General features: G+C 38.9%; 26 protein-coding genes. 10 read left to right on the plus strand and 16 right to left on the minus strand.

Annotated features, from left to right (window positions below; genetic code table 11):
• Nucleotides 1-6: 6 nt before the first annotated feature.
• The 12 genes from ssuC to ubiG all read right to left on the minus strand — a co-directional run bounded on the left by ssuC (nucleotide 7) and on the right by ubiG (nucleotide 10,955).
• A complete protein-coding gene (gene ssuC, locus L3V46_RS00220; RefSeq protein WP_239044664.1) occupies nucleotides 7-828 on the minus strand; it encodes an aliphatic sulfonate ABC transporter permease SsuC in 822 nt (273 codons plus the stop codon).
• Nucleotides 825-1,994: an FMNH2-dependent alkanesulfonate monooxygenase gene (gene ssuD, locus L3V46_RS00225; RefSeq protein WP_004723543.1), complete on the minus strand. Its 1,170-nt coding sequence runs from the start codon at nucleotides 1,992-1,994 to the stop codon at nucleotides 825-827. The genes ssuC and ssuD overlap by 4 nt, the downstream gene beginning before the upstream one ends.
• Before the next feature lie 22 nt (nucleotides 1,995-2,016).
• Complete coding sequence (locus tag L3V46_RS00230; protein ID WP_239046739.1) at nucleotides 2,017-2,949, minus strand: sulfonate ABC transporter substrate-binding protein; 933 nt, start codon at nucleotides 2,947-2,949, stop codon at nucleotides 2,017-2,019.
• A 94-nt stretch (nucleotides 2,950-3,043) separates the two neighbouring features.
• Nucleotides 3,044-4,003: a sulfonate ABC transporter substrate-binding protein gene (locus L3V46_RS00235; protein WP_239044665.1), complete on the minus strand. Its 960-nt coding sequence runs from the start codon at nucleotides 4,001-4,003 to the stop codon at nucleotides 3,044-3,046.
• Between the two features lie 335 nt (nucleotides 4,004-4,338).
• On the minus strand, nucleotides 4,339-5,694 hold the full coding sequence (gene argA / locus L3V46_RS00240; protein WP_239044666.1) for an amino-acid N-acetyltransferase: 1,356 nt from the start codon (nucleotides 5,692-5,694) through the stop codon (nucleotides 4,339-4,341).
• 743 nt (nucleotides 5,695-6,437) lie between these two features.
• The gene (locus tag L3V46_RS00245) at nucleotides 6,438-6,800 is read right to left on the minus strand and encodes an RcnB family protein (protein ID WP_239044667.1); all 363 of its coding nucleotides are present in this window, start codon (nucleotides 6,798-6,800) and stop codon (nucleotides 6,438-6,440) included.
• Nucleotides 6,801-6,992: 192 nt separating this feature from the next.
• On the minus strand, nucleotides 6,993-7,289 hold the full coding sequence (locus L3V46_RS00250) for an RcnB family protein (protein WP_239044668.1): 297 nt from the start codon (nucleotides 7,287-7,289) through the stop codon (nucleotides 6,993-6,995).
• A gap of 207 nt (nucleotides 7,290-7,496) precedes the next feature.
• Entirely contained in the window at nucleotides 7,497-7,898 is a 402-nt protein-coding gene (locus tag L3V46_RS00255; RefSeq protein WP_034614751.1) for an RcnB family protein, read from the minus strand.
• A gap of 281 nt (nucleotides 7,899-8,179) precedes the next feature.
• Nucleotides 8,180-8,335 (minus strand): hypothetical protein, encoded by a 156-nt coding sequence (locus L3V46_RS00260; protein ID WP_167468963.1) that lies wholly within the window; start codon nucleotides 8,333-8,335, stop codon nucleotides 8,180-8,182.
• Nucleotides 8,336-8,562: 227 nt separating this feature from the next.
• Entirely contained in the window at nucleotides 8,563-9,309 is a 747-nt protein-coding gene (locus tag L3V46_RS00265; RefSeq protein WP_004723535.1) for a YciK family oxidoreductase, read from the minus strand.
• A gap of 261 nt (nucleotides 9,310-9,570) precedes the next feature.
• Nucleotides 9,571-10,245: an HAD-IA family hydrolase gene (locus tag L3V46_RS00270; RefSeq protein WP_239044669.1), complete on the minus strand. Its 675-nt coding sequence runs from the start codon at nucleotides 10,243-10,245 to the stop codon at nucleotides 9,571-9,573.
• Nucleotides 10,242-10,955, minus strand: a complete 714-nt coding sequence (ubiG, locus tag L3V46_RS00275; protein WP_004723533.1) for a bifunctional 2-polyprenyl-6-hydroxyphenol methylase/3-demethylubiquinol 3-O-methyltransferase UbiG — start codon at nucleotides 10,953-10,955, stop codon at nucleotides 10,242-10,244. Before ubiG ends, L3V46_RS00270 begins: the two co-directional genes overlap by 4 nt.
• Nucleotides 10,956-11,184: 229 nt before the next feature.
• Here ubiG and L3V46_RS00280 point away from each other — a divergent pair, with 229 nt between their 5' ends.
• Nucleotides 11,185-11,802, plus strand: coding sequence for a thiol:disulfide interchange protein DsbA/DsbL (locus tag L3V46_RS00280; RefSeq protein WP_004723532.1), 618 nt, complete (start codon nucleotides 11,185-11,187; stop codon nucleotides 11,800-11,802).
• An 80-nt stretch (nucleotides 11,803-11,882) separates the two neighbouring features.
• Here the strand turns inward: L3V46_RS00280 and L3V46_RS00285 are convergent, their stop codons facing one another.
• A complete protein-coding gene (locus L3V46_RS00285) occupies nucleotides 11,883-12,527 on the minus strand; it encodes a TetR family transcriptional regulator (RefSeq protein ID WP_096735426.1) in 645 nt (214 codons plus the stop codon).
• A gap of 174 nt (nucleotides 12,528-12,701) precedes the next feature.
• On the opposite strand from L3V46_RS00285, the gene L3V46_RS00290 reads away from it, so the two are divergent.
• The 7 genes from L3V46_RS00290 to L3V46_RS00315 all read left to right on the plus strand — a co-directional run bounded on the left by L3V46_RS00290 (nucleotide 12,702) and on the right by L3V46_RS00315 (nucleotide 19,662).
• Nucleotides 12,702-13,724 carry a ferredoxin reductase gene (locus tag L3V46_RS00290; protein WP_239044670.1) on the plus strand — a complete coding sequence of 341 codons (1,023 nt, stop codon included), beginning with the start codon at nucleotides 12,702-12,704 and terminating at the stop codon, nucleotides 13,722-13,724.
• A 125-nt stretch (nucleotides 13,725-13,849) separates the two neighbouring features.
• A complete protein-coding gene (locus L3V46_RS00295) occupies nucleotides 13,850-14,983 on the plus strand; it encodes an acyl-CoA desaturase (protein WP_171066922.1) in 1,134 nt (377 codons plus the stop codon).
• 236 nt (nucleotides 14,984-15,219) lie between these two features.
• A complete protein-coding gene (locus L3V46_RS00300) occupies nucleotides 15,220-15,747 on the plus strand; it encodes a hypothetical protein (protein ID WP_239046740.1) in 528 nt (175 codons plus the stop codon).
• Nucleotides 15,748-16,000: 253 nt separating this feature from the next.
• Nucleotides 16,001-16,717 carry a ribonuclease PH gene (gene rph / locus L3V46_RS00305; RefSeq protein ID WP_004723527.1) on the plus strand — a complete coding sequence of 239 codons (717 nt, stop codon included), beginning with the start codon at nucleotides 16,001-16,003 and terminating at the stop codon, nucleotides 16,715-16,717.
• Nucleotides 16,718-16,936: 219 nt separating this feature from the next.
• The gene (locus L3V46_RS22825; RefSeq protein WP_262087376.1) at nucleotides 16,937-17,065 is read left to right on the plus strand and encodes a hypothetical protein; all 129 of its coding nucleotides are present in this window, start codon (nucleotides 16,937-16,939) and stop codon (nucleotides 17,063-17,065) included.
• Between the two features lie 20 nt (nucleotides 17,066-17,085).
• Nucleotides 17,086-19,266, plus strand: a complete 2,181-nt coding sequence (locus L3V46_RS00310; protein WP_239044671.1) for a phospholipase C, phosphocholine-specific — start codon at nucleotides 17,086-17,088, stop codon at nucleotides 19,264-19,266.
• Nucleotides 19,267-19,497: 231 nt separating this feature from the next.
• On the plus strand, nucleotides 19,498-19,662 hold the full coding sequence (locus L3V46_RS00315) for a hypothetical protein (RefSeq protein WP_234624139.1): 165 nt from the start codon (nucleotides 19,498-19,500) through the stop codon (nucleotides 19,660-19,662).
• A gap of 14 nt (nucleotides 19,663-19,676) precedes the next feature.
• Here the strand turns inward: L3V46_RS00315 and L3V46_RS00320 are convergent, their stop codons facing one another.
• The 3 genes from L3V46_RS00320 to nadC all read right to left on the minus strand — a co-directional run bounded on the left by L3V46_RS00320 (nucleotide 19,677) and on the right by nadC (nucleotide 23,887).
• Complete coding sequence (locus tag L3V46_RS00320) at nucleotides 19,677-21,554, minus strand: alkaline phosphatase family protein (RefSeq protein ID WP_239044672.1); 1,878 nt, start codon at nucleotides 21,552-21,554, stop codon at nucleotides 19,677-19,679.
• Between the two features lie 171 nt (nucleotides 21,555-21,725).
• Nucleotides 21,726-22,889 carry a tetratricopeptide repeat protein gene (locus L3V46_RS00325; protein WP_239044673.1) on the minus strand — a complete coding sequence of 388 codons (1,164 nt, stop codon included), beginning with the start codon at nucleotides 22,887-22,889 and terminating at the stop codon, nucleotides 21,726-21,728.
• Nucleotides 22,890-23,041: 152 nt separating this feature from the next.
• Complete coding sequence (nadC, locus tag L3V46_RS00330) at nucleotides 23,042-23,887, minus strand: carboxylating nicotinate-nucleotide diphosphorylase (protein ID WP_096735418.1); 846 nt, start codon at nucleotides 23,885-23,887, stop codon at nucleotides 23,042-23,044.
• A 488-nt stretch (nucleotides 23,888-24,375) separates the two neighbouring features.
• Here nadC and ampD point away from each other — a divergent pair, with 488 nt between their 5' ends.
• Nucleotides 24,376-24,963 (plus strand): 1,6-anhydro-N-acetylmuramyl-L-alanine amidase AmpD, encoded by a 588-nt coding sequence (gene ampD, locus L3V46_RS00335; protein ID WP_004823619.1) that lies wholly within the window; start codon nucleotides 24,376-24,378, stop codon nucleotides 24,961-24,963.
• A gap of 74 nt (nucleotides 24,964-25,037) precedes the next feature.
• Nucleotides 25,038-26,588 (plus strand): murein biosynthesis integral membrane protein MurJ, encoded by a 1,551-nt coding sequence (murJ, locus tag L3V46_RS00340; protein ID WP_239044674.1) that lies wholly within the window; start codon nucleotides 25,038-25,040, stop codon nucleotides 26,586-26,588.
• Nucleotides 26,589-26,690 lie beyond the last annotated feature (102 nt).

Raw genomic sequence — 26,690 nt, forward strand, 5'->3', positions numbered from 1 at the left:
AGACTCCTATTTTTGATAACCTGCGTGCCAACGCAATAGGTATTTTTCTAAAAATTGTGCAAATACATCGGCAAGTTTGCCTAAAAGGGCATACAGCAAGATACCCACTAGCACGATATCTGTTTGTAAAAACTCACGCGCATTCATGGTCATATAACCAATTCCAGATTGTGCGGAAATTGTTTCTGCCACAATCAGCAGTACCCAAACCAACCCCAGTGAAAAGCGTAAACCCACTAAAATTGAAGGCATTGCGCCCGGTAAAATAATGTCTTTATACAATTGCCATCTGCTTAACCCATAGCTTTTTCCCATTTCAATCAATTGAGGATCAACTGAACGAATCCCATGATAGGTATTGATATAGATCGGGAAAAACACACCGACAGCCACTAAAAAGAGTTTTGCAGACTCATCAATTCCAAACCATAAAATAACCAATGGAATCAGCGCCAATGCTGGAATATTTCGGATCATTTGCAAGGTGGTATCCAATAAGTTGGATGCAACTTTTGATGAACCATTGAGTAGTCCCAAAAATAAGCCAAGTCCACCACCGACTAAGAGGCCAAGTAGCGCACGACCAGCACTGACTTTGACATGCTGCCAAAGCTCACCGCTGACTAAAAGTGTCCAAAATGCAGAGACTACCGCTGTCGGTGCAGGTAAAACACGGCTTTCAAGCAATCCTGTTTTAGACGCAATTTGCCAAATGACAATCAGTAAAATCGGCACAATCCAAGGCAGCAAACGCTGCCCAATTTGTTTCGTTCCACGTGAAACGGCAGTGCTTTTGGCTGGAGTAGCATTGTTAATTAAGGCATTCATGCAGGCTCCTGTAATGGTTTTTTATTTTCTTCAGGGGTGTAGTTATTGGCAACGATTTCGCCAAATGGTCCAGTCAAATTAGGTTGCGTGAGTTTCTTGCGTGTTTCCAACGGCAGTAATGGGAATACCAGTTCAGCAAAGCGAATGGATTCTTCTAAATGTGGGTAGCCTGAGAAAATAAAGGTATTGATGCCTAAATCAGCATATTCTTGGATACGATCTGCAACAGTCTGTGGATCACCAACCAAAGCAGTACCTGCACCACCACGAACGAGTCCAACTCCTGCCCAAAGATTTGGTGATACTTCAAGCTTACTACGATCACCATTATGTAGTTCAGCCATACGGCGCTGACCGACGGAATCCATTTGCTTAAATTTTTTCTGTGCAGCGGCGATCGTCGCATCATCTACATATTGGATCAGTTCATTGGCGGCTTGCCATGCTTGCTCATTGGTCTCGCGAACAATAACATGTAAACGAATACCATAATTAAGTTGACGACCTTTGGCATCGGCTTTTGCTTTTACTACAGCAATTTTTTCTTTGACCGCAGCAGGTGGTTCGCCCCAAGTCAAATAGGTATCAACTTGCTCAGCAGCCAATTCAATCGCATCTTCAGAAGAGCCCCCAAACCAGAGTGGTGGGTAAGGTGCTTGAATCGGAGGATAAAGCAGTTTGGCATCGTCTACACTTAAACGTTCGCCATGGAAGGTAAATGATTCACCGGTATGTGAACGTTTTAAAATTTCACGCCAAATCGTGGTGTATTCAGCTGCTGTTTTATAACGTGAAGCGTGGTCTTCGTATACGCCATCACCTTTCAATTCTTGCTCATCACCACCTGTAACAAGGTTGAGTAAAACCCGCCCATTGGATAGACGATCAAAAGTTGCAGCCATACGTGCTGCAAGCGCTGGTGTTGTTACGCCTGGACGTAACGCAACCAAGAATTTTAAATTTTTAGTCGCATCAATCAGGCTCGCAGCAGTAATCCATGGATCTTCACATGAACGTCCCGTGGGAATGAGTACACCTTCATAGCCCAAATTATCCACAGCTACAGCAATTTGTTTCATATAAGCATGGTCAACTTGGCGAGCGCCTTTGCTTGTACCTAAATAACGACTGTCACCGTGAGTAGGAATAAACCAGAAGATTTTCATTTCATTCATCCTTAGAAAAATATTATTTCGCCGTCCAAACGGCTTGTTTGATATCAATGCTGTTTGGAATAATTTTGAGTTCGCTAAAACGATTGGCCAGCTGTTGCTGATCTGCAATTACTTTTGCTGAAAGCGGTGCTGCACCAGAAGGTCTTGGGCGTCGCTCAATAAAAGTTTGACTAACTTTCGGTTTTAAACCAGTGCTTTGCCCGATGGTTTGCGCTGTTGCGACACGATTGGCTTGTACCCATTTATCAGCAGTATTAATTTGCTGGATAATGCCTTTAACTGCTTGAGGATATTTTTTTACAAAATCTGGCGATGCCAAATAGAAGGTATAATTCGGACTTAAACCTTGCCCTGAAGCGAGGATACGCGCCTGATCTTCGACTTGAGCAGAAGCAAAGAATGGGTCCCAAATCGCCCAAGCGTCGACAGCACCTTTTTGAAATGCAGCACGAGCATCAGCAGGGGTTAACCAAATTGGTTGAATGTCTGACCATTGCAAACCAGCTTTACGGACAGCTTGTACCAATAAATAATGCGCACTTGAGCCTTTCTGCAACGCAATACGTTTACCTTTCAACTCATTCAGTTTGGTGATTTTTGAATCTTTAGGCACTAAAATTGCCGAAGCCAACGGCTTGGCTGCTTCATAGGCAATGTAGTACAGCGGTTTATTCGCAGCTTGAGCATATACTGGTGGAGTATCGCCAGTGACACCAACATCCAACGAACCTACAGCAAGGGCTTCTAAAATTTGAGGGCCCGCAGGGAATTCATTCCAAGTGATTTTGGCATTTGGGAATTCTTTCTCATACAGCTTTTGTTGTTTGGCGATTGCAAAATTAATAGAACTTTTTTGAAAACCAATACGTAATTCTTTTACCGTTGGATCGATTGCCCATACAGAGGCTGAACCCAGCATTGCGCTACAGATCAACATCGTGGTCATGGCATGAGTCGTTGCATTGAACCATGATGCTGTATTGTGTTGCGAGATTTGCTGGGTCATATTGATGTCCTCTTTAACGGCGCTGTTGGCGAAATTAGTTCGCTAAAACAGCTGCTTGAATGTTGATTTTATTGGGAATAAGTTTTTTTTGATAAAAAGCATTTGCGACATCTTGCTGTTTCTTTACCACATCGTTAGAAATTGGAGTCACACCAAAACCCATACGAGAAATTGAGGTATTCAAAATATCAAGCGGTAAGCCTGTCGGTTTTTCTAAGAGTTTTGCCGCATCGGTTTGATGTTGAGACACCCACTGCGTTGTCGTATTCAGTTCATTGACCACAATTTTTAAAACATCGGGATGTTGTTCAGCAAACTTACGATCAGCCAAATAGAATTGGTGGTTATTGACCAAGTTTTGACCTGTCGCAATGACTTTGGCATTGAGTTGTTTTTCAGCAGCAGCAAAGAACGGATCCCAAATGACCCAAGCATCTACAGCACCTTTTTCAAAAGCAGCACGTGCATCAGCTGGTGGTAGGTAGACCACTTGAATATCATCAAGTTTTAAATGATTTGCTTCTAAAACTTTGAGTAAAAGATAATGTACATTTGAACCTTTATTCAAAACTACACGCTTACCTTTTAAATCTTGGACTGATTGAATGGCTGAATCTTTCGGCACAATTAAGGCTTCAGCCAAAGGTGCAGCAGGTTGATTGGCAACATAGACCAGATTTGAGTTTGCAGCTTGGGCGAAAATAGGCGGTGCTTCCCCAGATTCACCAAAGGCGACACTACCGACATTTAAACCTTCTAGCAGTTGAGGACCAGCAGGGAATTCAACCCATTTCACATTTACCCCTTTTTCCTTTAAGGCTTTATCTAAGTCGCCACGTGCTTTGATAATGGGCAAGACCCCATATTTTTGAAAACCGATATTTAAGGTTGTGGTTTCTTGTGGTTTTGAGCATCCAGTAAGCATCATGATGGTGGCAAGGCTAGCACTTATAAGGGTGATTTTTTTCCACGAAGGTTGAAATAAGCTCGCCATGAGTCACGATGCTCCTATAAAGTCAGAAAAAGGCATGAGCATCAGCTTAAAAGGCTTTGTATTTTCAAAAAAATAAGTTTTTAGTGATTGCTAATGAAAAAAACAGATAAATAATTAACTGCTAAGCTTAGCTATAAATGAGAAATATAAAGTGGATATTCTATAAAAATATAATGTTATAAGAATTTGAAAATTATGATGTTATTTGTATTATTCAATCGCCATATATAGATTCCACCCTCAAGAATAAGAAAATATTCTGCTTGATGGAATCTATAGCGATAAGCTTAGCAGCAAATGTGATAATTGATTGAGAATAAAAAAATTCATCAATTTTAAGCAATTGATTTTTTAAACACCATCGAATTACGTTGATAGTTATACAGCGCTTGTCGGGCTTCGGGTAAATCATCAACATTGGACAGTTCAAATCCATGTTCTAAGAACCAGTGTGCGGTACGCGTGGTTAATACAAACAGTTGTTGAATACCCAATTGACGTGCATTTTCTTCTAGGAAATGCAAAATTTGGCTACCACGATTAGATTTGCGATAGCTTGGGTGTACGGCTACACAAGCAATTTCGGCCGATTGCACTTCATTGTCTGTTGATGGAATCGGGTAGAGCGCTGCACAGGCGAGAATTGTTCCATCTCGCTCAATGACGGCAAACTTTTCGATTTCATTTTCTAAACGTTCGCGTGAGCGATAGACTAAAATACCTTCATCTTCCAAAGGGCGTAATAGATTAATCAAACCGCCAACATCGCCAATATTTGCCATACGAACTTCTTCATAATGGGCATCGGTGATCATGGTGCCATGTCCATCACGGGTGAAGAGCTCTTTAATCAATGCACCATCATCGCTATAGGAAAGCAGATGAACGCGATTTACGCCTTTTAGTGAGGCTTCTTTTGCATTGTACAAATGCAAAGCGATTTCAAAATTTGAATCTTGGTATTTTTCAATATGCTTATCGAGTTGCTGCGGGGTAATTTCACGTCTCAATTGCCCATATTCATCCATTAAGCCTTGTTGATTGCCTAAAAAAATCAATTTATCGGCTTTGATATGAATGGCCGTTTTTGTCGCAACTTCTTCTGCAAGTAAGTTAAATACTTCACCCGTGGTGGAATACCCTGTAGGGCCAAGTAACACAATATTTTGATTGCCTAAATGGCCTTGAATGGCTTCAGTATCAATCGTGCGGACTTCGCCAGTGAGTTTGAAATCGACACCATCACGAATGCCATAGGGCTTTGCTGTGACAAAATTACCTGAGACCACATCAATGCGTGCGCCAAACATGGGTGAATTGGCAAGCCCCATAGACAATAATGCTTCGATTTGTAGACGAATCGAACCAACGGCACTCATAACACAAGGCAGCGATTCACGTGTGGTGACACGACGATTGATATGGATCGGGCTTTGAATTTTATTGTGAAGCAAGTTGGCCGTAATTTGCGGGCGAGCGCCGTGGACTAAAATGAGTCGTATGCCCAATGAATGCAGTAGCGCAATATCATGAATAATATGCTGAAAATTTTCATGTTCAACAGCTTCACCACCAAACATCAATACAAAAGTTTTACCACGATGGGCATTGATATAGGGTGCAGAGTGACGAAACCAATGCACGTATTCTTGCGTTGTGCTTTGTATTGTTTCTAAACTGTCGGTTTGCATGCCTATCTCAGTATTGATGATTGCGATACAGCGATTCTAAACAAAAATAGTGCAAGAATAATAGGGTCTGCTGACAATTCGTCTATGTTTGCGACTATGCGGTTTTTTAGGTGATACGAGGCACGAAATACGAAATTTAGTCATTCTAAATGAGTAGATCGTAACGAAGTAGCGGCAAAAAAACACGCTAGTCCCCCTGCTGCGCCTTGCGCTGCAAACAAAGCAATGCTTTGTTCTTGCTCAGATTGTAGCTAAAATTATCTCAGTCTGCGTTATGAAACTCGAAAATAGTCTCGCTATTCCCTTCGTTTCCTGCTTTACGACGTATACGTCTCATGCTCAATTTTATTCTACAACGCAAGCCATTTATGAAATGTCAACAGACCCTAATCAATAAAAAAAGCACTCGAACGTGGGAGGACGAGTGCAAAAGGGTCATATGAGTGTTGCGATTCAGATTGGATTATTGAGTTAAAAACCAAATATTTTAAGGATTACTGTTCATTGAAATGACATAATCTAATCTTTTCATTTTGAACAATTTACTGAGGATATTTGCCTTTTTAGCTAATTCAATAATTAACCAGTTCAGATTAAATCTAATCGTAAAATATAGAGAAACTATGGAGATATAAATGAAAGTATGTAGTTTATTTATTTGCCCAATCAATTAGATTTTAATCATATTCTCAAAATGTGAAAAAACCCAAGCTGAGTTGGGTTTAAAAGTTAAAATATAGACATTAACCAATCACACGAATAATACGATTATTTCGCTCATTTACCAGCACATAATCACCATTTACTTTATACCATTGCTGATATCTTCCAGGTTTAGGTAACTGGCGGTAGTTTTTATAATTGACATGATAACGCGACGAATTGAATTGAGTCGGGAAGTATTGCCCAGAGCGCCAGCGCTGACTCGAATTTACCCGGTTGCCATAATGGTTGTTGTTATTCCAACGATTGTCATATTTATGATCCCAATGGTTTTGTTGATAGCGATTGTGATCATTTCGATGATAATCATGCGGTGCAGCCATCGCAGATGTTGCAATCAGCGCACTCATCGATAAAGCCAGTGTCGTTAAGATATTTTTCATTTGATTCACCTGAATTGAACTTTTGTCCTTTGATCTAATCAAATTACTCAATAATTTGAGATAAACGGTGAGCAAGATTTAGGTGAATTGTGAAATGTATGAAGACTTGATGAAGAGACCCATTGGGATTTTTCTTTTCATAAATAAAAAAGCCCAAAAAAGAATTTGGGCTGTAAATATGTAGTTTGGATATTATCGAATCACACGGATAATATGATGATTGCGCTCATTAACCAGTACATAATGACCATCTACTTTATACCAGCGTTCAAATTTAGCCGGTTGATGCAGGTTTTTGTATGCATGATAATCATTTACGTAATAGCGATTGTCATAGTAACGATCAGGTAAAATGACACCTTCTCGCCATTCAAATTTTTCATGTGATGCAACAGGGCGATGATTTTGACCATGATCCCAGTCAGCCATTGCTGAAGTAGCAACTAAGGCACTGAGTGATAGTGTGATTGCGCTTAGAACTTTTCTCATTTGAATCGACCTTTTCAGACGGATGCTTTATCCGATCATTCAAATTACAATTTAAGTTAAGATAAAAAATGGAGAAATATCATCTAATTGTCAATTTTATGGAGGTTTCTATCGTTTTTTAAAAACAGATTGTAAAAGCTGAAATTTAGACAAAAAAAAGCTCAAACAAAAAGGTGTTTGAGCCTATGAAACCAAAATATTTAAAAACTACATCCCTCGGATATTCACAATATTATTATTGTCTGAGTCGACCAAGATATAGTCATTGTTAATCTTATACCACTGTTGATTACGTGAAGGTTTTGGAAGATTTTCTTCTTTATAATCAACTTTATAACTATTACCACGATAATGCTGTGGCATTACATAACCCATTTGCCATTTGTGCTGTTGCAAACGTTTTACACCACGTTCTTCACGTTCACGACGTTGTTCTTGAATGTTGTCATCGTCATTACCACGATCACGATGATTGCGTCCACGATCTCCACGGTCACTTTTGCCACGATCAAAACCATTGTCATCGTCAAAATGAGGACCTGCACTGCTGATCTGAGCCGTCAACAGCGTTGATAAAGAGATGGCGATGATCGCTAAAATCTTTTTCATAATCGTCCTCGCTTATTCAATATGTTTATTTTGACCTCACTACTGTACTGCTAAATTGCAGAGAAACTGTGAAGAAAGTTCAGTTTTTCATTTAAAATGACAGACATAATAAAAACATATTTATGTAAAAGTGAAAAGGGTTATTGCAAAGCTTTGAGCTGTAATGCATCGCAGCAAATTTTTTTTAGCGGAATATGTGACTAAAAAATGTAAATATTTATGAAAATAAACTTGTATGCAGGCTTAGAGAGATGACCCCGCTATAAATTGAGCCTGAATGATTAATACCACTGCTGATTCATCTGCTTTAAACAATTGATTGCTTTGATCATCTCTTTAGCTTGATGGGCATCATCTAAGGCCTGAATAAACTGATTTGGGAGCTGTAATTGTTCGATAGAACGAATCATCTCTACTTTATGTTTTAAATCTTTCATAAAAAAACGCCTCAAATTGATCTGCTTAACTTGAGTACCACTATAGAGTAAGCGTTGTTATTTAAGAAACTGAATAAAATTATCATTTTTATTGGGTAAAACGATTTTTATATGGGCTTTTATTAAATTTTTATTTTGACTCTATGACCAATATTTTAAATGACAGAATCCCTTATGATTTTCTCCACACTTCGAAAAGTGTGGAGAAAGAGAGATGTCAATAGACCCTAATCTTGTGCGTCGATACTCTCACCATTCAACGCAAGGCTATCATCTCCCATAAGGTAGAGATAAGCAGGCATGATGGCTTCAGGTGATGGTAAAACCTTTGGATCCTCATCAGGATAAGCTTTGGCACGCATAGCGGTACGGGTCCCACCTGGGTTGATACAGTTATAACGAATATTTGGATAAGTATTTTCTTTGGCAAATATTTTACTAACCGCTTCAATCGCAATCTTTGAAACTGAGTAAGCGCCCCATTGCGCACGTGCTTCGCGTCCTACACCAGAGCTGGCGAAAACGACTGATGCATTTTCAGATTTTTCCAGTAAAGGCAGTAATTCTTGGGTGAGCACAAAGGGTGCACGTAAATTCACCGCCATAACATCATCCCAGACTTCTTCTGGATAATGTGCCAACTCAACACGCTCGCCTAAGATTCCGGCATTATGCAAAATACCATCTAAGCGGCCAAATTGTTGCTCTAGAGTATCGACGAGCAGTTCATAGTCACGTGAAGAGGCAGTAGAAAGCTGCAAAGGAAGAATGGCAGGTTGCGGGGCACCAAGTGATTCAATTTCATCATAAATGACTTCAAGTTTATTGAGCGTGCGGCCATGTAACACGACTGTTGCGCCGTGTAAGGCGTAGCTGAGCGCAGCTGCACGTCCAATACCGTCTCCCGCACCCGTAATGAGGATAATTTTATCCTTCAATAAATCTGGGCGAGGTTGATATTCTGAATACTTCATGGGAGACCTCCTATAGTTGTTATGATGTCATTTAGGCTTTAGACGCAATGTCGTTACCCGATTAAACAATGTTTCTCATCATTTAGAATGATTAAATTTTATATGTCTTACTTTGCCTTGTTAGAAAAGTACTGCTTCTCGTAAAGCAAGTCGAAGTGCCAACAGCGCTATCTTCTATATAAAAACATTGAAACATCATATTCAAGATGTTTCAGTGTTATTTATCATGTTGTTGGGTAAGTTGAATGATTTTCTTGGGCTTTAACTATTCACAAGTTTTCGAATAACTTGATGTAATTCATCGACATTCTCTACGATACAGTCAGCTTGCCAAGCATTTAAATTATCTTTGTACTGTAATGGTAAATAACCATATGCTGCGAGGATTGTATACATTTGCGCATTACGTCCTGCATCAATATCGCGCGGATGATCACCCACATAGATACATTGTTCAGGTGCAATCTCAATTTGCTTTGCCGCCAGATACATTGGCTCAGGATCTGGTTTGGTCTGAGCGACATCTTCAGGGCAGACCAGAACAGCGCAACGTTGTGTGAGGTTCAATGCGTTCAATAATGATTCACTTAACCAACGTGGTTTATTGGTCACAATACCCCAAGGGATCTGTTGACTTTCTAACTCTGCCAAAAGTGGATACATACCCGCAAACAGATCTGTGTCTACAGCAATGTCATCACCATACTGATCTAAAAAGCGTTGGCGATGCGCTAAAAAGACTGGATCATCCACTTCAAGTTCTGGATAAACCAGTTTTACCATTGCACGAGCGCCTTCAGACACCTGAGTGCGGATCAAATCCGCATCAACCACTGCACGTCCTTCTTCTCGACACATATTTTGAATAATACGGATAAAATCCGCAGCCGTATCAATCAGTGTCCCGTCTAAATCAAAAAGAACAGCTTGCATCAAACACCTTCATTCACAGTATAAACCATGTAATTCACATCAACATTGGGCGCAAGCCAGTAATGCTTTGTGAGTGGATTGTAGTGTAAGCCAGTCATATCTTTAAGTTTTAAACCTGAGTTACGAATGTCATCTGCAAGTTCAGACGGTTTAATAAATTTATGATAATCATGGGTGCCTTTTTTCAATAAACGTAATACATATTCCGCACCAATAATTGCGAATAAATAAGACTTAGGATTACGGTTAATTGTTGAGAAAAACACATGACCATTTGGTTTAACTAACTTTTGACACGCTTGGATGATAGACGCTGGATCAGGAACGTGTTCCAACATTTCCATGCATGTAACAATATCGTATTGTCCAGCTTGTTCTTCTGCGAGTTGTTCCACAGGAACTTGGCGATATTCAATATTTTGAACATTTTCCTGTTCAGCGTGTAAGCGAGCCACATTTAATGGCGCTGCACCCATGTCGATACCTAAAACATCGGCACCACGACGTGCCATACTTTCAGCCAAAATCCCGCCACCACAGCCCACATCAAGAATTTTTTTGCCTGTAAGACCATTGGCATGTTCATCAACCCAATTTAAACGCAGTGGATTGATTTGATGTAAAGGTCTGAACTCAGAGTGTTGATCCCACCATAAAGCAGCAAGTGCTTCAAATTTAGCAATTTCCTGTGGATCAACATTAAGTTGCGACATGCCGGGCACCTCTAAGTAAATTGTTTTAATCAAAAATTAAGTTCAGTTATGCTAGTGTTTGTTAACACTTCGTCTATTTATGAAATATCAACAGACCCTAGTGTAACCATAAATCCAGAAAAAGCGATGAATCGTGTAAAAAACTTCACAGAAGGAAAACGATTTTCCCATATTTGTTTTATAGTGAATGCATAAGCTATACGAGATGACTACGAGGACAATAAAGTCAATGAAAAAATTTATTTTAGGTGGCATGACTGCCATGGTGATGGCGTTTTCTGTAAATGCCATGGCTGCCGATTTTGTTGCAGGTAAAGATTATACCGTGGTGCAAAACCCAGGAAAAGTTTCAGTTCCAGGTAAAATTGAAGTACGTGAGTTTTTTTGGTATGGATGCCCTCACTGCTTTACATTAGAACCGCATATGCAAGCGTGGTTAAAGAAGATTCCTAAAGATGTTAACTTTATCCGTACACCTGCAGCAATGAATCCATTATGGGAACAAGGTGCTCGTGCATATTATGTGAGTGAAGCATTGGGTGTACGTAAACGTACGCATTTGCCTTTATTCCATACCAATCATGCAGGTAATCAGCAAGTTCTACAAAAAGATGCTTTTGCTAAATTCTTTACTCAGTACGGTGTGCCTGAGGCGAAATTTAACAGTATGTATAGTTCTTTTGCGATCACTGCAAAAATTGCTGAATCAAACCAATTGGCACAACAGTACCAGCTTTCAGGGGTACCTGCTGTTGTGGTAAATGGTAAATATGTGGTTCAAGGTGAAGATGGTAAAGTGACGCAAGTTGTTGACTATCTGATCAATAAAGAACGTAAAGCCAAATAAGCTTTGCTGTTTTTAAAACCCGCAATTGAATTGCGGGTTTTTTTATTGCTGGTGATATACAGACGAGTTTAGGAGATAAATTAAGCTCTATCTCGGTCCCAATTTTCGATGCCTTTAAAAATTAAGCGGATTTGCGTCACCGATTGTTTTTTAAGCACCATTTTTTGTAACTCAAGTTCGATGCCTGAGTATTGGCGAGATAAGTTGATCCATGACATTGCCCAAGTAAAAGATAAATTAATCAAAATATTGGTGATCACTTTTAAATCATTTTCATCATGAAAATTTGCGATAACTTCAAACTTTTTTAATGCGTTGGCAAGATCATCATTTAGGAAGTCAATTTCACGAGCAATGGCTTTACGCACCACCTCTGAACCACCCCAACGTTCCGCGATCATAAAAATCCATTGTTGCGGACTGCTGTCTACAGCCTCAAAAAACAGCGCCATGCTGGTTTTGGTTTTTGCTTCAGGATGCGCTAGGCCTTTGCCTAATTGATGCAAGACATTCTTTAAATACAGCGCAACTTGATCCACCAGCTCTTTACCCAATTCATCCATATCTTGGAAATGGCGATAAAACGCTGTTGGAACCAAACCGACTTCACGGGCAACTTCTCGCAAACTGATACTCGAAAATGAACGACCCGATGTGCTTAGGGTTAAAGCAGCATCAAGTAAAGCCTGACGGCTTTGTTGTTTTCGTTCATCGCGTATCGACATTCTGATATCCAAAGATTTTTGTTGTGATGAGTCTATCAAAAATAAAAACAAATTAAACGACGAATGTCAGTGTACAGCTGTTGACTGAATTTAAAAAATGATTATAGTGTACATATGTTCACTAAAAGAACGTTTGTTCACTCAATAAATAGCAAGCACAAAGAGGAACGTCACATGAGTAGCTATATGCAGTATCAGCCAGAATGGGTTCGTGAGGATTTTGTCGATTTTATCGCTGAAAAGATCAATCCTGTTTGGGCTTGGAAAAAGGTAAAAGCCACGATTATTAAAACTCGTGCATTAAGCCCTGATTTTTATCAAATTCAATTACGTCCAAATCGTAATTTTAAGCATCAGCAGTTTAAAGCGGGACAATCTGTTCTTGTAACTGTTGAAATTGCGGGTGTACGTCAACAACGCAGTTATTCTGTGGTTAAATTTTTGAATAATGGCGATATGATCATTGCTGTAAAACAGCAGGGTAAAGTCTCCAATGCATTGAGCCAAATGGCTTTTGGTAGCATTGTAGAACTGTCACAAGCTCAAGGTGATTTTGTTTTAGCTCAAGATGCATCGCCATTGTTATTGATTGCGTCAGGCAGTGGAATTACCGCAATCCATTCTTTGTTGCTTGAAGCACTTAAAGATTCAAATCGTCCAATTGATTTAATTTATTTTAGTCGTGATGAGGCTTTTCATGCAGATCTAGAGCAGCTTTATCAGCAACACGCATTGTTAAATTATCACTATATTCACACCGCTCAACAAAAGCAGCATTTAACCATCGAGTTATTGCAAAGTTTGGTTCCTGATTTCCAACAGCGTCAAAGCTATGCGTGTGGTGCACGTGCAATGATGCAAAGCATCAATCAAATTTTTCAAGATTTGAATATCACAGATCGTTTGAAACAAGAGTATTTCCAGATTGCGGTAGATGAAAGCCTAGAAGCACAACCGATTGTTTTTTTACGCTCACAACAAGAGTTTGCTGCGAAATCAAACCTACTTGAAAGTGCTGAACAAGCGGGATTAAAGCCAACTCATGGTTGTCGTATGGGGATTTGTAATACCTGTACTTGTACCAAAGTGAGTGGTTCGACCAAAAATATGCTGACAGGTGAAATTGACCATGCTTCAAATACACAGATCAAATTGTGTATCAGCCAAGCGATAAGCCCTGTGGTCATTAATCTGTAAATTAAAACAATCATTTCAATAAATTAAAACAACTTCTCGGTCTGTTGAACCTAGGCGTAGGAAGTTGTACCCAAAATTCAGCTAAGGCTTCTAAAAATGAAGCGCTGAGGAGCAAGACAATGAATATGTCAGTTACTTTTCCAAACAGTAAATCGAAACATTTAAACCCAGAACAAACCGCAGAATTTGGTCGCCGTGTTGATGAAATCCGTCGTGAAATCATGGACAGTTTAGGTGAACAAGACGCCAAGTATATTTATAAAATCCGTAATTTTGTTCGTTATAGTGAAATTGCTTCACGTGCTATGTTGATGTTTGGCGGATGGATTCCACCTGTTTGGGTGGTGGGCACGGGATTGTTGGGGATTTCCAAAATCGTGGAAAATATGGAGCTGGGTCATAATGTTATGCATGGTCAATTCGATTGGTTAAATGATCCGAGTTTGAATGGTGCAAACTACGACTGGGATACCATGGCAACAGGTGATGATTGGAAATATACACATAATTATGTACATCACACCTATACCAATATTGTGGGTAAAGATCATGATGTGGGTTATGGTTTACTCCGCGTTAGTGAATCACAAAAATGGGAACCGCGCTTTTTGTTTAATATTCCTTTAGCGATTCAATTGATGGTGTTTTTTGAATGGTATGTTGGCTTACAAAATCTACATTTGGAAGATGCGCTGATCTATAAAACAAAAACCTGGAAACAGGTCTGGGCAGATGCGGCAAAATTTCGTAAAAAAGCCCGCCGTCAAATTCTAAAAGATTATGTGTTTTTTCCTGTGATTGCAGGACCCAATGCTTTACCTGTTTTAGCTGGGAATGCCATTGCCAATGTGATCCGCAGTTTGTGGTCTTCAGCGGTGATTTTTAATGGTCATTTCACTGAAGATGCAGAGACTTTTGAAGCTGACAATGTGGAAAATGAAACCCGTGCTGAGTGGTATTTACGTCAGATTCGTGGTTCTAGTAACTTTACTGGAACAGACTGGTTGCATATTTTGAGTGGGAATTTAAGTCATCAGATTGAGCATCATTTGTTTCCTGATATGCCAGCCAATCGTTATTCAGAAGCTGCTCCAAAAATTAGAGCTTTATGTGCAGAATATGGCATTAACTATAATGAAGCAGATTTCCTGAAACAGTTTGGCAGTGTATGGGTGCGTTTAGCCAAATGTTCTTTGCCAAATAGTTTAACAATGACTATTACTCAGTCTTTACAAAAGTTGAAGGGTATTTTTGCTTAAATAAAGTTTTTGCGATGTGTAAGGATTGGGGTTGCTAAGGTGTTTATCTCGCTTCATTCAACTGGTGTAATAGCTGTTTAAAATAGATCCTCAATTATTGTTAGAAGAACCTTATTGAGTTAAATAAGGTTCTTTTATTGTCTTTAAAATTATCTTTTAGATTCAGTGATTTTTAATTTTTTGTATAAGCTGTGCTATGTTGATTTTAGAATCTTTTGAAAGTACTTAATCAATATATGCACTTCATTTCAGCCATCCTTTTAAGCGAACATCCGATTAGCGGATGCGTCCATGATGCAAATGGTCACTCAAAATCATTTCCTATTCTTGCAATTGACAATATTCCGCTAAATATATGGATACACGGAAATACTAATATCATTGAACGTGCAGATAATTTAGTCCCAGCACAAGGATGGCTATATGATTATGAAGATAATAAAGCCTTAAGTAATGCTTGGAAGCTTCTTAAACCTGAATTTTCTGAATATGGTGCTGTCTCAACGGTTTTTCCTCTTTTAGTTTGTCCCGATGATTTAGATCTTGGATGTAGTGTCATCATGGTAGAGCAAGTCGTTACTCAAACTGAAGTCAAGTGGATTCGGTTTGGACTAGCATGGGGATATATACATGATGTTATAACATCTGTTATTTGGGAAAACCCTTGTTCCATCCCCATTCTGACATTCAGTTTTACTGAGTTTGAACAAGCGTATAACCACCTAAAAGACTTAGATAAAACTTGGAATCAAGATAGCCTTTAATATATGCATTTATACAGCCTTTAAATATCAACAAGTTGTTGTTGCTTACGCTGATAAGCATCATTTAAATGTTTAGCTAAATTTCGAAAATTTTAAAACGTGGTTTGTATATCTGTTTGTATAGAAGTTTATTTAAGTCGCCACATATAGATTTAGCGAGCAATTTCAAAAACCACCATCTTGTAACAAAACCATCGCTCTGTGATCTGTTATAATAAGTCGCAATATTTTTTGAATCCCATAAGGACAAGCTATGCGTATCGACCAACGTGCATTAGATCAATTACGTGAAGTTAAAATTACCCGTAACTACACCCGTTATGCGGAAGGTTCAGTATTGGTTGAATTTGGTCATACAAAAGTGCTGTGTACTGCAAGTATTGACAATTCAGTGCCACGTTTCCTAAAAGGTCAGGGCCAAGGCTGGGTGACTGCGGAATACGGTATGTTGCCACGTTCTACCCATACACGTAGCGACCGTGAAGCTGCTCGCGGTAAGCAATCTGGTCGTACTCAAGAAATTCAACGTTTGATTGGTCGTAGCTTACGTGCAATGGTGGATTTGAAAAAATTGGGTGAAAACACCATTACCATCGACTGTGATGTGATTCAGGCAGATGGTGGTACACGTACTGCTGCAATTACGGGTGCTGCGGTTGCATTAATTGATGCTATGAATGTACTTCTTGAGAAAAAGAAAATTAAGCATGATCCATTAAAAGGTCTCGTTGCTGCGATTTCTGTCGGCATGTATCAAGATGAAGTATTGCTTGATCTTTGTTATGAAGAAGATTCTAACTGTCAAACTGACTTGAATGTGGTGATGACTCAAGCAGGTGAGTTTATTGAAATTCAAGGGACTGCAGAAGAAAAACCATTTACCCGCGCTCAATCCAATGCAATGCTTGAAATGGCTGAAAAAGGTATTCAGGAATTGGTAAAAAAACAACAAGAAGCGCTTGGTTGGTAATTCTAAAATATTGATATATTTTTATAAAAAAAACGCATCTTCGGATGCGTTTTTTATTGCATAAAATGGTTTTAACCTAAGTCGTCTATTTATAAATTAAAACAAATATTTGATATTTATCATATTTTAGTAAATATTCATCAAACTGCCATAAAAACTTCACTCTAGCGTCATACCAGTTGTATTGACTATCCCTACCTTTATTTCATGGATAGGACAATGCGAAATTTTTTGCTGATTTTAGTGACCAGTCTGAGTGTCTTACTCAGTGCTTGTAATGATGATAATGAAAGCTCAACGACGAATCCACAGCCACCCGCTGCTTGTAAAGTACATTGCGCACCATAATAAAAAATAAGGAAATAGAGATGAACCGTCGTGATTTTTTAGTCAATTCAACAAAAACAATATTTGGTACAGCCGCTTTAGCCAGCTTTCCAGCCAGCATCCAAAAAGCCTTAGCCATTGACGCCAAAGTCGAAACAGGCACGATTAAAGACGTAAAACATGTCATCATTTTGACGCAAGAAAATCGCTCGTTTGATAATTATTTTGGAACGTTAAAAGGAGTTCGTGGCTTTGGTGATCGTTTTACCATTCCGCTATCTGATAACCGTAAGATTTGGGAACAATACGATAAAGATAAGAACAAAATCTTTCCCTACCATTTAGACAGCACGCGTGGCAATGCACAACGTGTTAGCGGTACGCCACACTCATGGACAGATGGGCAATTTGCTTGGAACCATGGCCGTATGGGCAATTGGGTGCAATATAAACAACCCCAATCTATGGGATATTACAAACAAAAAGAAGTTGAATTTCAGTTCTCACTTGCCAACGCCTTTACTCTGTGCGATGCATATCATTGTGCAATGCATACAGGAACCAATTCGAATCGTATGTTCTTATGGACAGGTTCAAATGGTCCTAAAGCTGCGGGTGTTGCCAGTGTCGTCAATGACTTGGACAGTATTGGTGCATCAAGCACAGGCTATGATTGGACAACCTATCCTGAGCGCCTACAACAAGCGGGTGTGACGTGGAAAGTTTATCAAAATATGCCAGATAACTTTACCGACAATCCTTTAGCGGGCTTTAAACAGTATCGCCGTGCCAATGAATTATCCGGTAAACCTGTAAACAATGACAGCACGTGTCCTGCTTATGATCCCGCAATTGATGCAACACAACCATTGTATAAAGGGATTGCCAATACGATGCCTGATGGTGGATTTCTTGCTTCATTTAAAGATGATATTGCCAAAGGTCAATTACCTCAAGTCAGTTGGATGGTTGCACCTGCGGCCTATAGTGAGCATCCAGGACCATCAAGCCCTGTACAAGGTGCTTGGTATATTCAGGAAGTTTTAAACGCTTTAACGGAAAACCCTGCGATTTGGAGTCAAACGGTTTTATTGGTCAACTTTGATGAAAATGATGGCTTTTTTGACCACGTTCCATCACCAAGCGCACCTTCAAAAGATGCTTCAGGTGTAATGCAAGGTAAAACCACTTTGAGTGATGAACAAATCTCATATGAATACGCTACGCATCCTAAAGCTTCAGCAGGGCAACCTAACTTTACTGATCCTAAAGTCAGTAATGGTGTAGGAGTCTATGGTCCAGGAATACGCGTACCTATGTATGTGATTTCTCCGTGGAGCCGTGGTGGTTGGGTAAATTCACAGGTTTTTGATCATTCGTCTGTTATTCGTTTCTTAGAGCAACGTTTTGGCGTGCAAGAACCGAATATTAGTCCATATCGCCGTGCTGTATGTGGTGATTTAACCACAGCTTTTGACTTTAAAAATCCAAATACCACCGCTATTTCGGACTTGATAGGTAAAAAAACCAAGAATGATGCAGATGCGATTCGTAATGCGCAAGCATTATTGCCGCCAGTTTCCCTTCCTTTAAGTCAGGTCTATCCTGTTCAAGAGTTAGGAACACGATTGTCTCGGGCATTGCCTTATATTTTACATAGTAGTGCGAAAGTTGATGTGGCAACAAAAACGGTGAAGTTAATGTTCTCCAATACAGGAACACACGCCGCAGTTTTCCATGTTTATGACAAATTGAATTTAGATGCGATTCCTCGTCGTTATATGGTTGAAGCTGGTAAGCAATTGGACGATGTATGGAAAGCTTCAAATGGACTATATGATTTATGGGTGTTGGGCCCAAATGGCTTCCATCGTGGCTTTGTAGGAGATTTAGTCAAGTCTGCACAAATAGATGCATTGCCAGAAGTGCGTGTATGTGTTGAAGAATGTGATCCTAAACTCTATTTAAAAGTTCGTAATGACGCTGCGAAAACAGCAAAATTGACCGTGAAAGCCAATGCTTATCTACCCAATAAGACATGGAATATCGAAACGGCTTCTACAGAAAAGGAGTTGAATTGGAATATGTCTGATTTCGGTGGTTGGTATGATTTTACTGTAACAATAGAGGGCGATAGCACCTTTAAACGCCGTTTTGCTGGGCGTATTGAAACGGGTAAAGACTCATTTTCTGACCCTTATATGGGATTTATAGAATCTTAATTTTAAATAGCTGAATTTCTATGATTTAAATAAGGTGCGCTTTGCACCTTATTTTTGAGTTGATAGAAGACCACATCATTTGCGCAAACTTACATGATTAAGATTCCAATCATCTATTTACTTCAATAGATACATAAATCAGCTGAAATCCCTTGTTTCGTATACAGACTCTACAAATCTTTTCATCAACCGATATTTAGAATATTTCAAACTTTAGCAAATGGCAGGCTTATGAAAATACTCATTGTTCTATTCGCCGTGATTACCTTTGTTTTGATGGCTGGAGATCCACGCCGTGAAGATTTCGAAAGCAAAGAATTTGACGCAAAAAATAATGAACCGCAACAACATCCTGAACAGCAGCATGATCAAGAAGACTCTGGAGAATCTTCTTGATCATTTGGGCAGGACTAGCTTTCAGCTTTAGATTTTAACATCTGATAAGTGAAATTCTTACCATTTAACACATCCATATTCATGTCTTTATACTGTTGTAGAATCTCTGTTTGATCAAATTCACAAGATTTTTGCGTTTGCGTGCCTGTCTGATGCACGGTCGTATAACAAGCGCTCACTTTATTCACAAAAGCATAGTAAGGTGAAAGGGGAATATGCGCAGCTTCTAATACTTTGGGTGCTAAGAAATGTGCTGCCACAAAAGGCCCTTTAAATTGCTTTTGATCAATGGGGAAGTTTGCCCAAACTGCAAGCGGTGTTTCAAAGAAGCGCACATCTTTTTTCTCAGCTTTTTCTTGCTCTGATTTAAAGAAGCCATACTCATCGTAAACGCTTTGTAAGTTGGGTAAATGGTCACCAAAGAAAATCACAATTGTTGGGCGATCAAGCTGTTTGACATGCTCAATCAGGGTTTTAAATTTATCGTCAGCACGTTGCATGCCTGTTAAATAAGTATTCAGCGCGCGTTTACTCCTCTCACTCACACCATCTTTAGTGATTTTAAAATGGTCTTTACCAAAGCGATCATCACTGTACATTGGATGATTCTCAACACTGATCGCATAGATAAATTGCGGTTTATCAGTATTTTTAAGCTGATTTTCAATGCTGTTATAAATTAAATCATCAGTAGCCCAACCCGCAGCATTAATATATTTAGCACGGTCAGCCATGTTGATCATATTTTCAATTGAAGTAAAACGGTTAAAACCTAGGTTTTGATAAACTGCGCTGCGGTTATAAAAGTATTTACCATTATTATGCATTGCTGTTGTTTCATAACCCAATGTATTTAAATACATCGGTAATGAATAAGTTGGACGTTTTAATTTTGAGACATAAGCCAGTTCATTATGATTTAAATAGGTATTTAGACTGGTTAATACTTCAAACTCAACATTAGCAGTTCCTCCACCAAAACTTGGAGACAATAAGCTAGAGACTTGATTTTTAGCAATTGTTGGGGTGATGTTAGGTGGAATGCTTTTGTCTAATTTTCTGGCATCCCAATGCGATTCGCTCATCACAAAAACGATATTTGGCAATTGTTTTTGTCGTGACGGATCATCTGATGCTAGATTCGATGTAGATTTTTCATCATGTTCAAACGCCATCGGTTGATAAAAAGCGGCAACTTTTTCTTCAGGGATGACTTGTGTTTGGAAAATTTTATTATTTAACCCATCAACCGTTTTGGAAAAAAAGAAGGTCGAAAAACTTAAATATTTAATGGTTAAATGATCACCAATCCAGTCGCTACGGGTATTGGGTAGATATTTTGCATATTGGCAAATTGAGTTTTTTGCTGCGTTGGCACAAGCTTCACTAAAATTATTTTTAAAATTCGCAGTGATAAAGAAACCAAGGATGGCAAAAGATAAAATGCTGTTTGTCAGGAGAAGAGGCTTCGTCCCTAATTTTTCTTTTTTATAGAGAAATACAAATAGTCCAATAAACACTGCAATTGCTGCAAAGACTGCAATTTTGAGCATGATTGGAGAGGCGATAAAGGTTTCTTTGAATAATAAAAAATCACTAGGAACCAAGCTTGCAGAAAGATATTGCTCTTTCTTAATATTGATAAAGCTCAGTAAAAAAATAATAAATTGACTGAGTAAAATGGTCGCAAAGGTTTTTCTTAAGATTAAATAAAATAAACTAATAAAGGCGTAGTTTAAGAGAATTGAAAAACCATATTTATACAGACGTGGTTTTAGATAGATGTCACGTAATTGAAAGAAACGCGTGATATCTTCTTGGTATAAGAAAAAAGCAAATACAGATAAAAAAGCGACAAGTAAAAACAAAACTTGTTGTTTCAAAGTCTTCATTGGCCTAATTACAGGAATGTATTGGAAGCCAAAGATTATAGGCTTATTCAGACGGCTTTTCTATGTAAAAACTGCTTGTTTTGTAAGCAAAATTAAAACTAATCAATTAAAAATAGCAAACTAAAGCATCAAACTTGCCCAAAGAATGTAGATATCCTTTGGGCAATTTTTTTACTGGCTTACACGTTGTATTGCTTCATCATAAGTCGCGCTTGGTTTGTATTGATTGGCTAATTGGTAATGTTGCTTAGCTTGGGCATAATCTTGATTATTTTCATAGATTTTACCCATATTATAGTGAGAGTAAGCTTTGGTATTGTTATTGGTCGCCAAAGCAATGGCTTTTTGATTTGCCCATAAAGCTTCTGAGGAACGATTGAGCTTTTGATAAGCAACAGCAAGATTACTATAGGTTTGGCCAACATTTGGATTGTAGTCGATAGACTGTTGATAGAGCATCGCAGCTTGTTCAATCTGGTTGTTTTGATAGGCTTTATCCGCACTTAAATTAAGTGTCTTGGCTCGTTTTTGCGCATCTGCTGAGACAGGAACAATATTTACCCGAGTGGTTTGATTTTGATAATTTGATACTGTTGAACCTACTTGGCTTGCATTAACCGTGGTTCCTGAAATACGATTGATATCTTGAATTTCACCTTCAGGGCTAATGCGGAATACAGTCCATAAATTACCCGTTTGACCAGTTGGAATATAATAAGAACGAATCAGTGATTCACCTGCATAGACCATGACTTTGGCTTGGCTATTGGATAAATTGGTCGTAGTTGGTTGAGTGCGATCAGAAAAGTCATGTACTGAATACACATAATATTGGCCTTCTAAACGTTTATCGATAGTGACGGTTTCTGGACCATAAGAGTCGGTGTCATCCACATCCAGATTTGCAGCCAAACCTTGTTTACTGTCCCAATATACATGCTGATTTTTATAGCTTAAGTGTGAATCGAGATCTAAAGGGTTTTGCCCCCAATTCAGTACAATTCGCATACTGTTGAGATCTTTGAGTACAGGACTTAAGGCGTAGGTCATGCCATCACATGGACATTTTGCAACCAGTGTTGAATAACCTGATTTTTTGATAATCAGTAAATTATCTGAACTGTCTATAGTGTTACTATTGACTGAGGCTCGGCCGCTTGTATTGGTAGAACTTGAGGCAGAGCGCTCACCATTTTTTTGCAAAATTACTTCAGCATTGGCAATATTTTGATCTTTGACTGTTGCACTTAACACATGCACATTGACTGTGTCTGCATGGCTCAGGATCGGAATAGATAATGTGAATAGTGATGAATATAAAATATGTTTTTTCATTGTTTATCTCTTTTGTTGGTACACGTAATTTGATTGTTATTTAGAAGATCTTTTGCATAAAATTAGCTGATTATTTATTGACTCATCGTTATATTTTGTAATAAAAAAAGCAGTATATAGATACTGCTTTATGACCGAATATGATTGAGTGATTAGGCATTAAAACGCATAGATAAATCAATCGCTTTAACATCTTTGGTCAATACACCCATCGAAATATAGTCAACACCTGTTTGTGCAACTTGACTTAAATTCTCAAGGGTTATATTCCCAGAAGCTTCTAATTTACAACGCCCTGCAACATGTTTAACTGCATCAATCATTTGTTGTTGGCTAAAATTATCTAGCATGACGATATCGGCTTTGGCTTCAAGTGCTTGATTCAGTTCATCCCATGTTTCAACTTCGACTTCAACAGGCTTGCCTGGTGCGATTTGATGCGCTTTGGCAATTGCTTGAGCAATACCACCTGCAGCCATGATGTGATTTTCTTTAATTAAAAACGCATCGAATAAACCTAGGCGATGGTTTTGCCCGCCACCTACAGCAACTGCATACTTTTGTGCAATCCGTAAACCCGGCAAAGTTTTGCGTGTATCTAATAATTTGGTTGCTGTACCTTCTAGATATTTTACATATTCAGCCGTTTTGGTTGCGACTGCAGACAGGGTTTGCACAAAGTTTAATGCAGGACGCTCAACAGTCAGCAAGCTACGCGCAGAACCTGCCAATTTATAAATGGTTTCATTGGCTTTAACCCAGTCACCATCATTTTTAAGCCAAGTAATCTGTACGCTTGGATCATACGCTTTGATCAGTGCATCGACCCAAGGTTGTCCCGCCAAGACCATATCTTCACGCGAAATGATCGTAGCCGTCGCTTGCTCATCTTCTGGTGTAAGTAGGGCAGTAATATCAGCATCGCCAATATCTTCTTGGAGTGCTTGTTGAATATTAATTTGAATAGATTGTTCAAGCAAAGATTCAGGTATGCTCATGGATATCCCTATTTTAGTCACCCTTAAAAACTGAGCGATATATTAGCACTGTCGTTGCAAGTTTGAAGAAGTTTTTATTTTATACAGATAAGGATCTGTTAACATTTCATAAATAGTTTGCGTTGTCGGTCCAAATTAAGCACGAGACGTATACATCGTAAAACATGAATGAGAATAGTGAGACTATTTTTAAGTTTCATAATACAGACTGAAATAATTTTAGTCATAATCTGAACAAGAACAAAGCATTACTTTATTCGCAGTGAAAGTCGAAGCTGAGGACTAGAGTATTTTTTGGTGCTACATGTTACCTTGCGAAACGATGTTTCTCATCATTTAGAATGACTAAATTTCGTATCTCGTGCCTTGTATCACCTAAAAAATACTCGTCGCCGCAAACATAGACGAATTGTCAACAGCCCCGAGACTACACTAAAATATTGAAAATCAGCTTTATTGAAAATAGAAAAATTCTGTAGGAATAAGATATGCAATCTGCACCACAGTTTCAGGTCGTGAATGGTCAATTGATTGGCGCAAGACAAGTTCCATCTCCCAATTATAATCAACGCCCTGAAAATACAGAGATTCAGCTGATTGTGATTCACAATATTAGTTTGCCACCGTCACAATTTGGTGGTGGTTATATTGAACAGTTTTTTCAAAATCAACTGGATTGGTCAGTCCATCCTTATTTTCAAACCATCGAGGGTATGCAGGTTTCTGCACATTTATTGATTTTAAGAACTGGTGAAATTATCCAGTTTGTTAATTTTAATGATCGGGCTTGGCATGCCGGACGTTCAGCTTATCTGGGTAAAGTTGAGTGTAATGACTATTCAATTGGGATTGAACTTGAAGGAAGTGATGATCGCGATTTTGAAGCGATCCAATATCAACAACTGGTTGATGTGGTTGCCACTTTGCAACGCGCTTATCCAAAAACAGATCATCATTTAACAGGACATTCTGATATTGCATCAGGACGTAAAACTGATCCTGGACCACATTTTCAATGGCAGAAGTTTAGAGAAAGTTTGAATCAGAAAAAAATTAAGATAGAACAAGTGAAGTAAATAAACGTCTGTTTATGATTTAACAACGCAATTTTAAGAATATTTAATTACAATAGCGACTTTATTTTAACTAGGTGAATACGATGGCGCTGTGGCGATCCACCTTTATTGTCAGTGCAATGACCATGTTGTCACGAGTCTTGGGCTTAGTCAGAGATATGGTTTTGCTCAATGTGTTTGGGGCAGGTAAGGATTTTGACACCTTTGTGGTTGCTTTTCGTATTCCCAATTTTTTCAGGCGTTTATTTGCAGAAGGGGCTTTTTCGCAAGCCTTTATTCCCGTACTCACCGAATATAAAACTACAAAAATGCATGCGGAAGTTCAGATTCTCATTAGTCGTGTGTTTGGCTGCCTGTTAATGGTGATGTCACTGTTAACCTTGATCAGTATGATCATTGCACCTGTGATCTTGTATGTCTATGCACCCGGTTTTCATAACGATCCCGCAAAATTTGATTTGGCTGTAGATATGTTTCGTTTGACGATTCCCTATCTGATGTTTATGTCGTTGACTGCATTTGCCAGCAGTATTTTGAATAGTTATGGGTCTTTTGCTTCTCCAGCGTTTTCGCCTGTCTTACTCAACGTGGCAATGATTGCTGGTGCTTGGTGGTTAGCCCCGCATATGGCTCAACCGATCATGGCTTTAGGATGGGCTGTGGTTGCGGCAGGGGTTTTACAACTTGCCATTCAAATCCCTGAATTATGGAATAAAAAATTACTGATTCCACCTAAAGTTGATTTTAAACATGAGGGTGTAGATCGAATTCTAAAACTGATGTTGCCCGCTTTATTTGGAGTATCAGTCACTCAGATTAACTTATTGTTAAATACAATCTGGGCATCATTCATGCAAGATGGTTCGGTGTCATGGTTATATAGTGCTGAACGCATGACCGAGTTGCCACTTGGATTGATTGGTGTTGCGATTGGTACCGTGATTCTTCCGTCCCTTTCCGTGAGTAAAGCAGAACAAGATCAGGCCAAGTTCCGTAGAATGCTGGATTGGGCTGCACGCGTGATTGTCTTGGTGGGTGTGCCAGCCAGCATTGCTTTGTTCATGTTATCTACACCAATCATTCAAGCACTTTTCCAGCATGGTGCTTTTGATGCACGTGATACGCAAATGACAGCTATGGCACTGCAATGTATGAGTGGTGGTGTACTGGCATTTATGTTGATTAAAGTCTTTGCACCAGGTTTTTATGCCATTCAGGACACCAAAACACCTGTACGCGTCGGCTTAATGGCTGTTGCAGCCAATGCGATTTTAAACGTTATCTTTATTGGTATTTTTAAATTGATTGATTGGCAAGCAGAGCATATGGCCTTAGCCATTGCTTCTTCAGGCTCAGCCTTGGTCAATGCTGGGATGTTATATTTTTATTTACATAAGAAAAATATTTTCCGTTTTGGTGCACACTGGAAAAAATTATTTGTTCAATTTGCCATAGCCAATATTGTGATGATTGGCGCGCTATGGTTTGCTTTAACTTGGTATGATGGCACAGCGTCACAATGGCTTCGAATTCTTGAAGTTGTTGGGTTATGCTTGGTCGGTATTGTGGCTTATGGTATCGCTCTACTTGCAGCAGGTTTTAGACCAAGACATTTAAAGCACTAAAATTAAGACCAATCAACAGCATATAAATGAGACAGCTTTTACTTTGAGCATCATTTAATCATAAGTGATGTATCTAGCGCATGGTGACAAGGATATCGCCAT

This window comes from Acinetobacter sp. AG3, assembly GCF_022343575.1.
GTDB classification, from domain to species: Bacteria; Pseudomonadota; Gammaproteobacteria; order Pseudomonadales; family Moraxellaceae; genus Acinetobacter; species Acinetobacter guillouiae.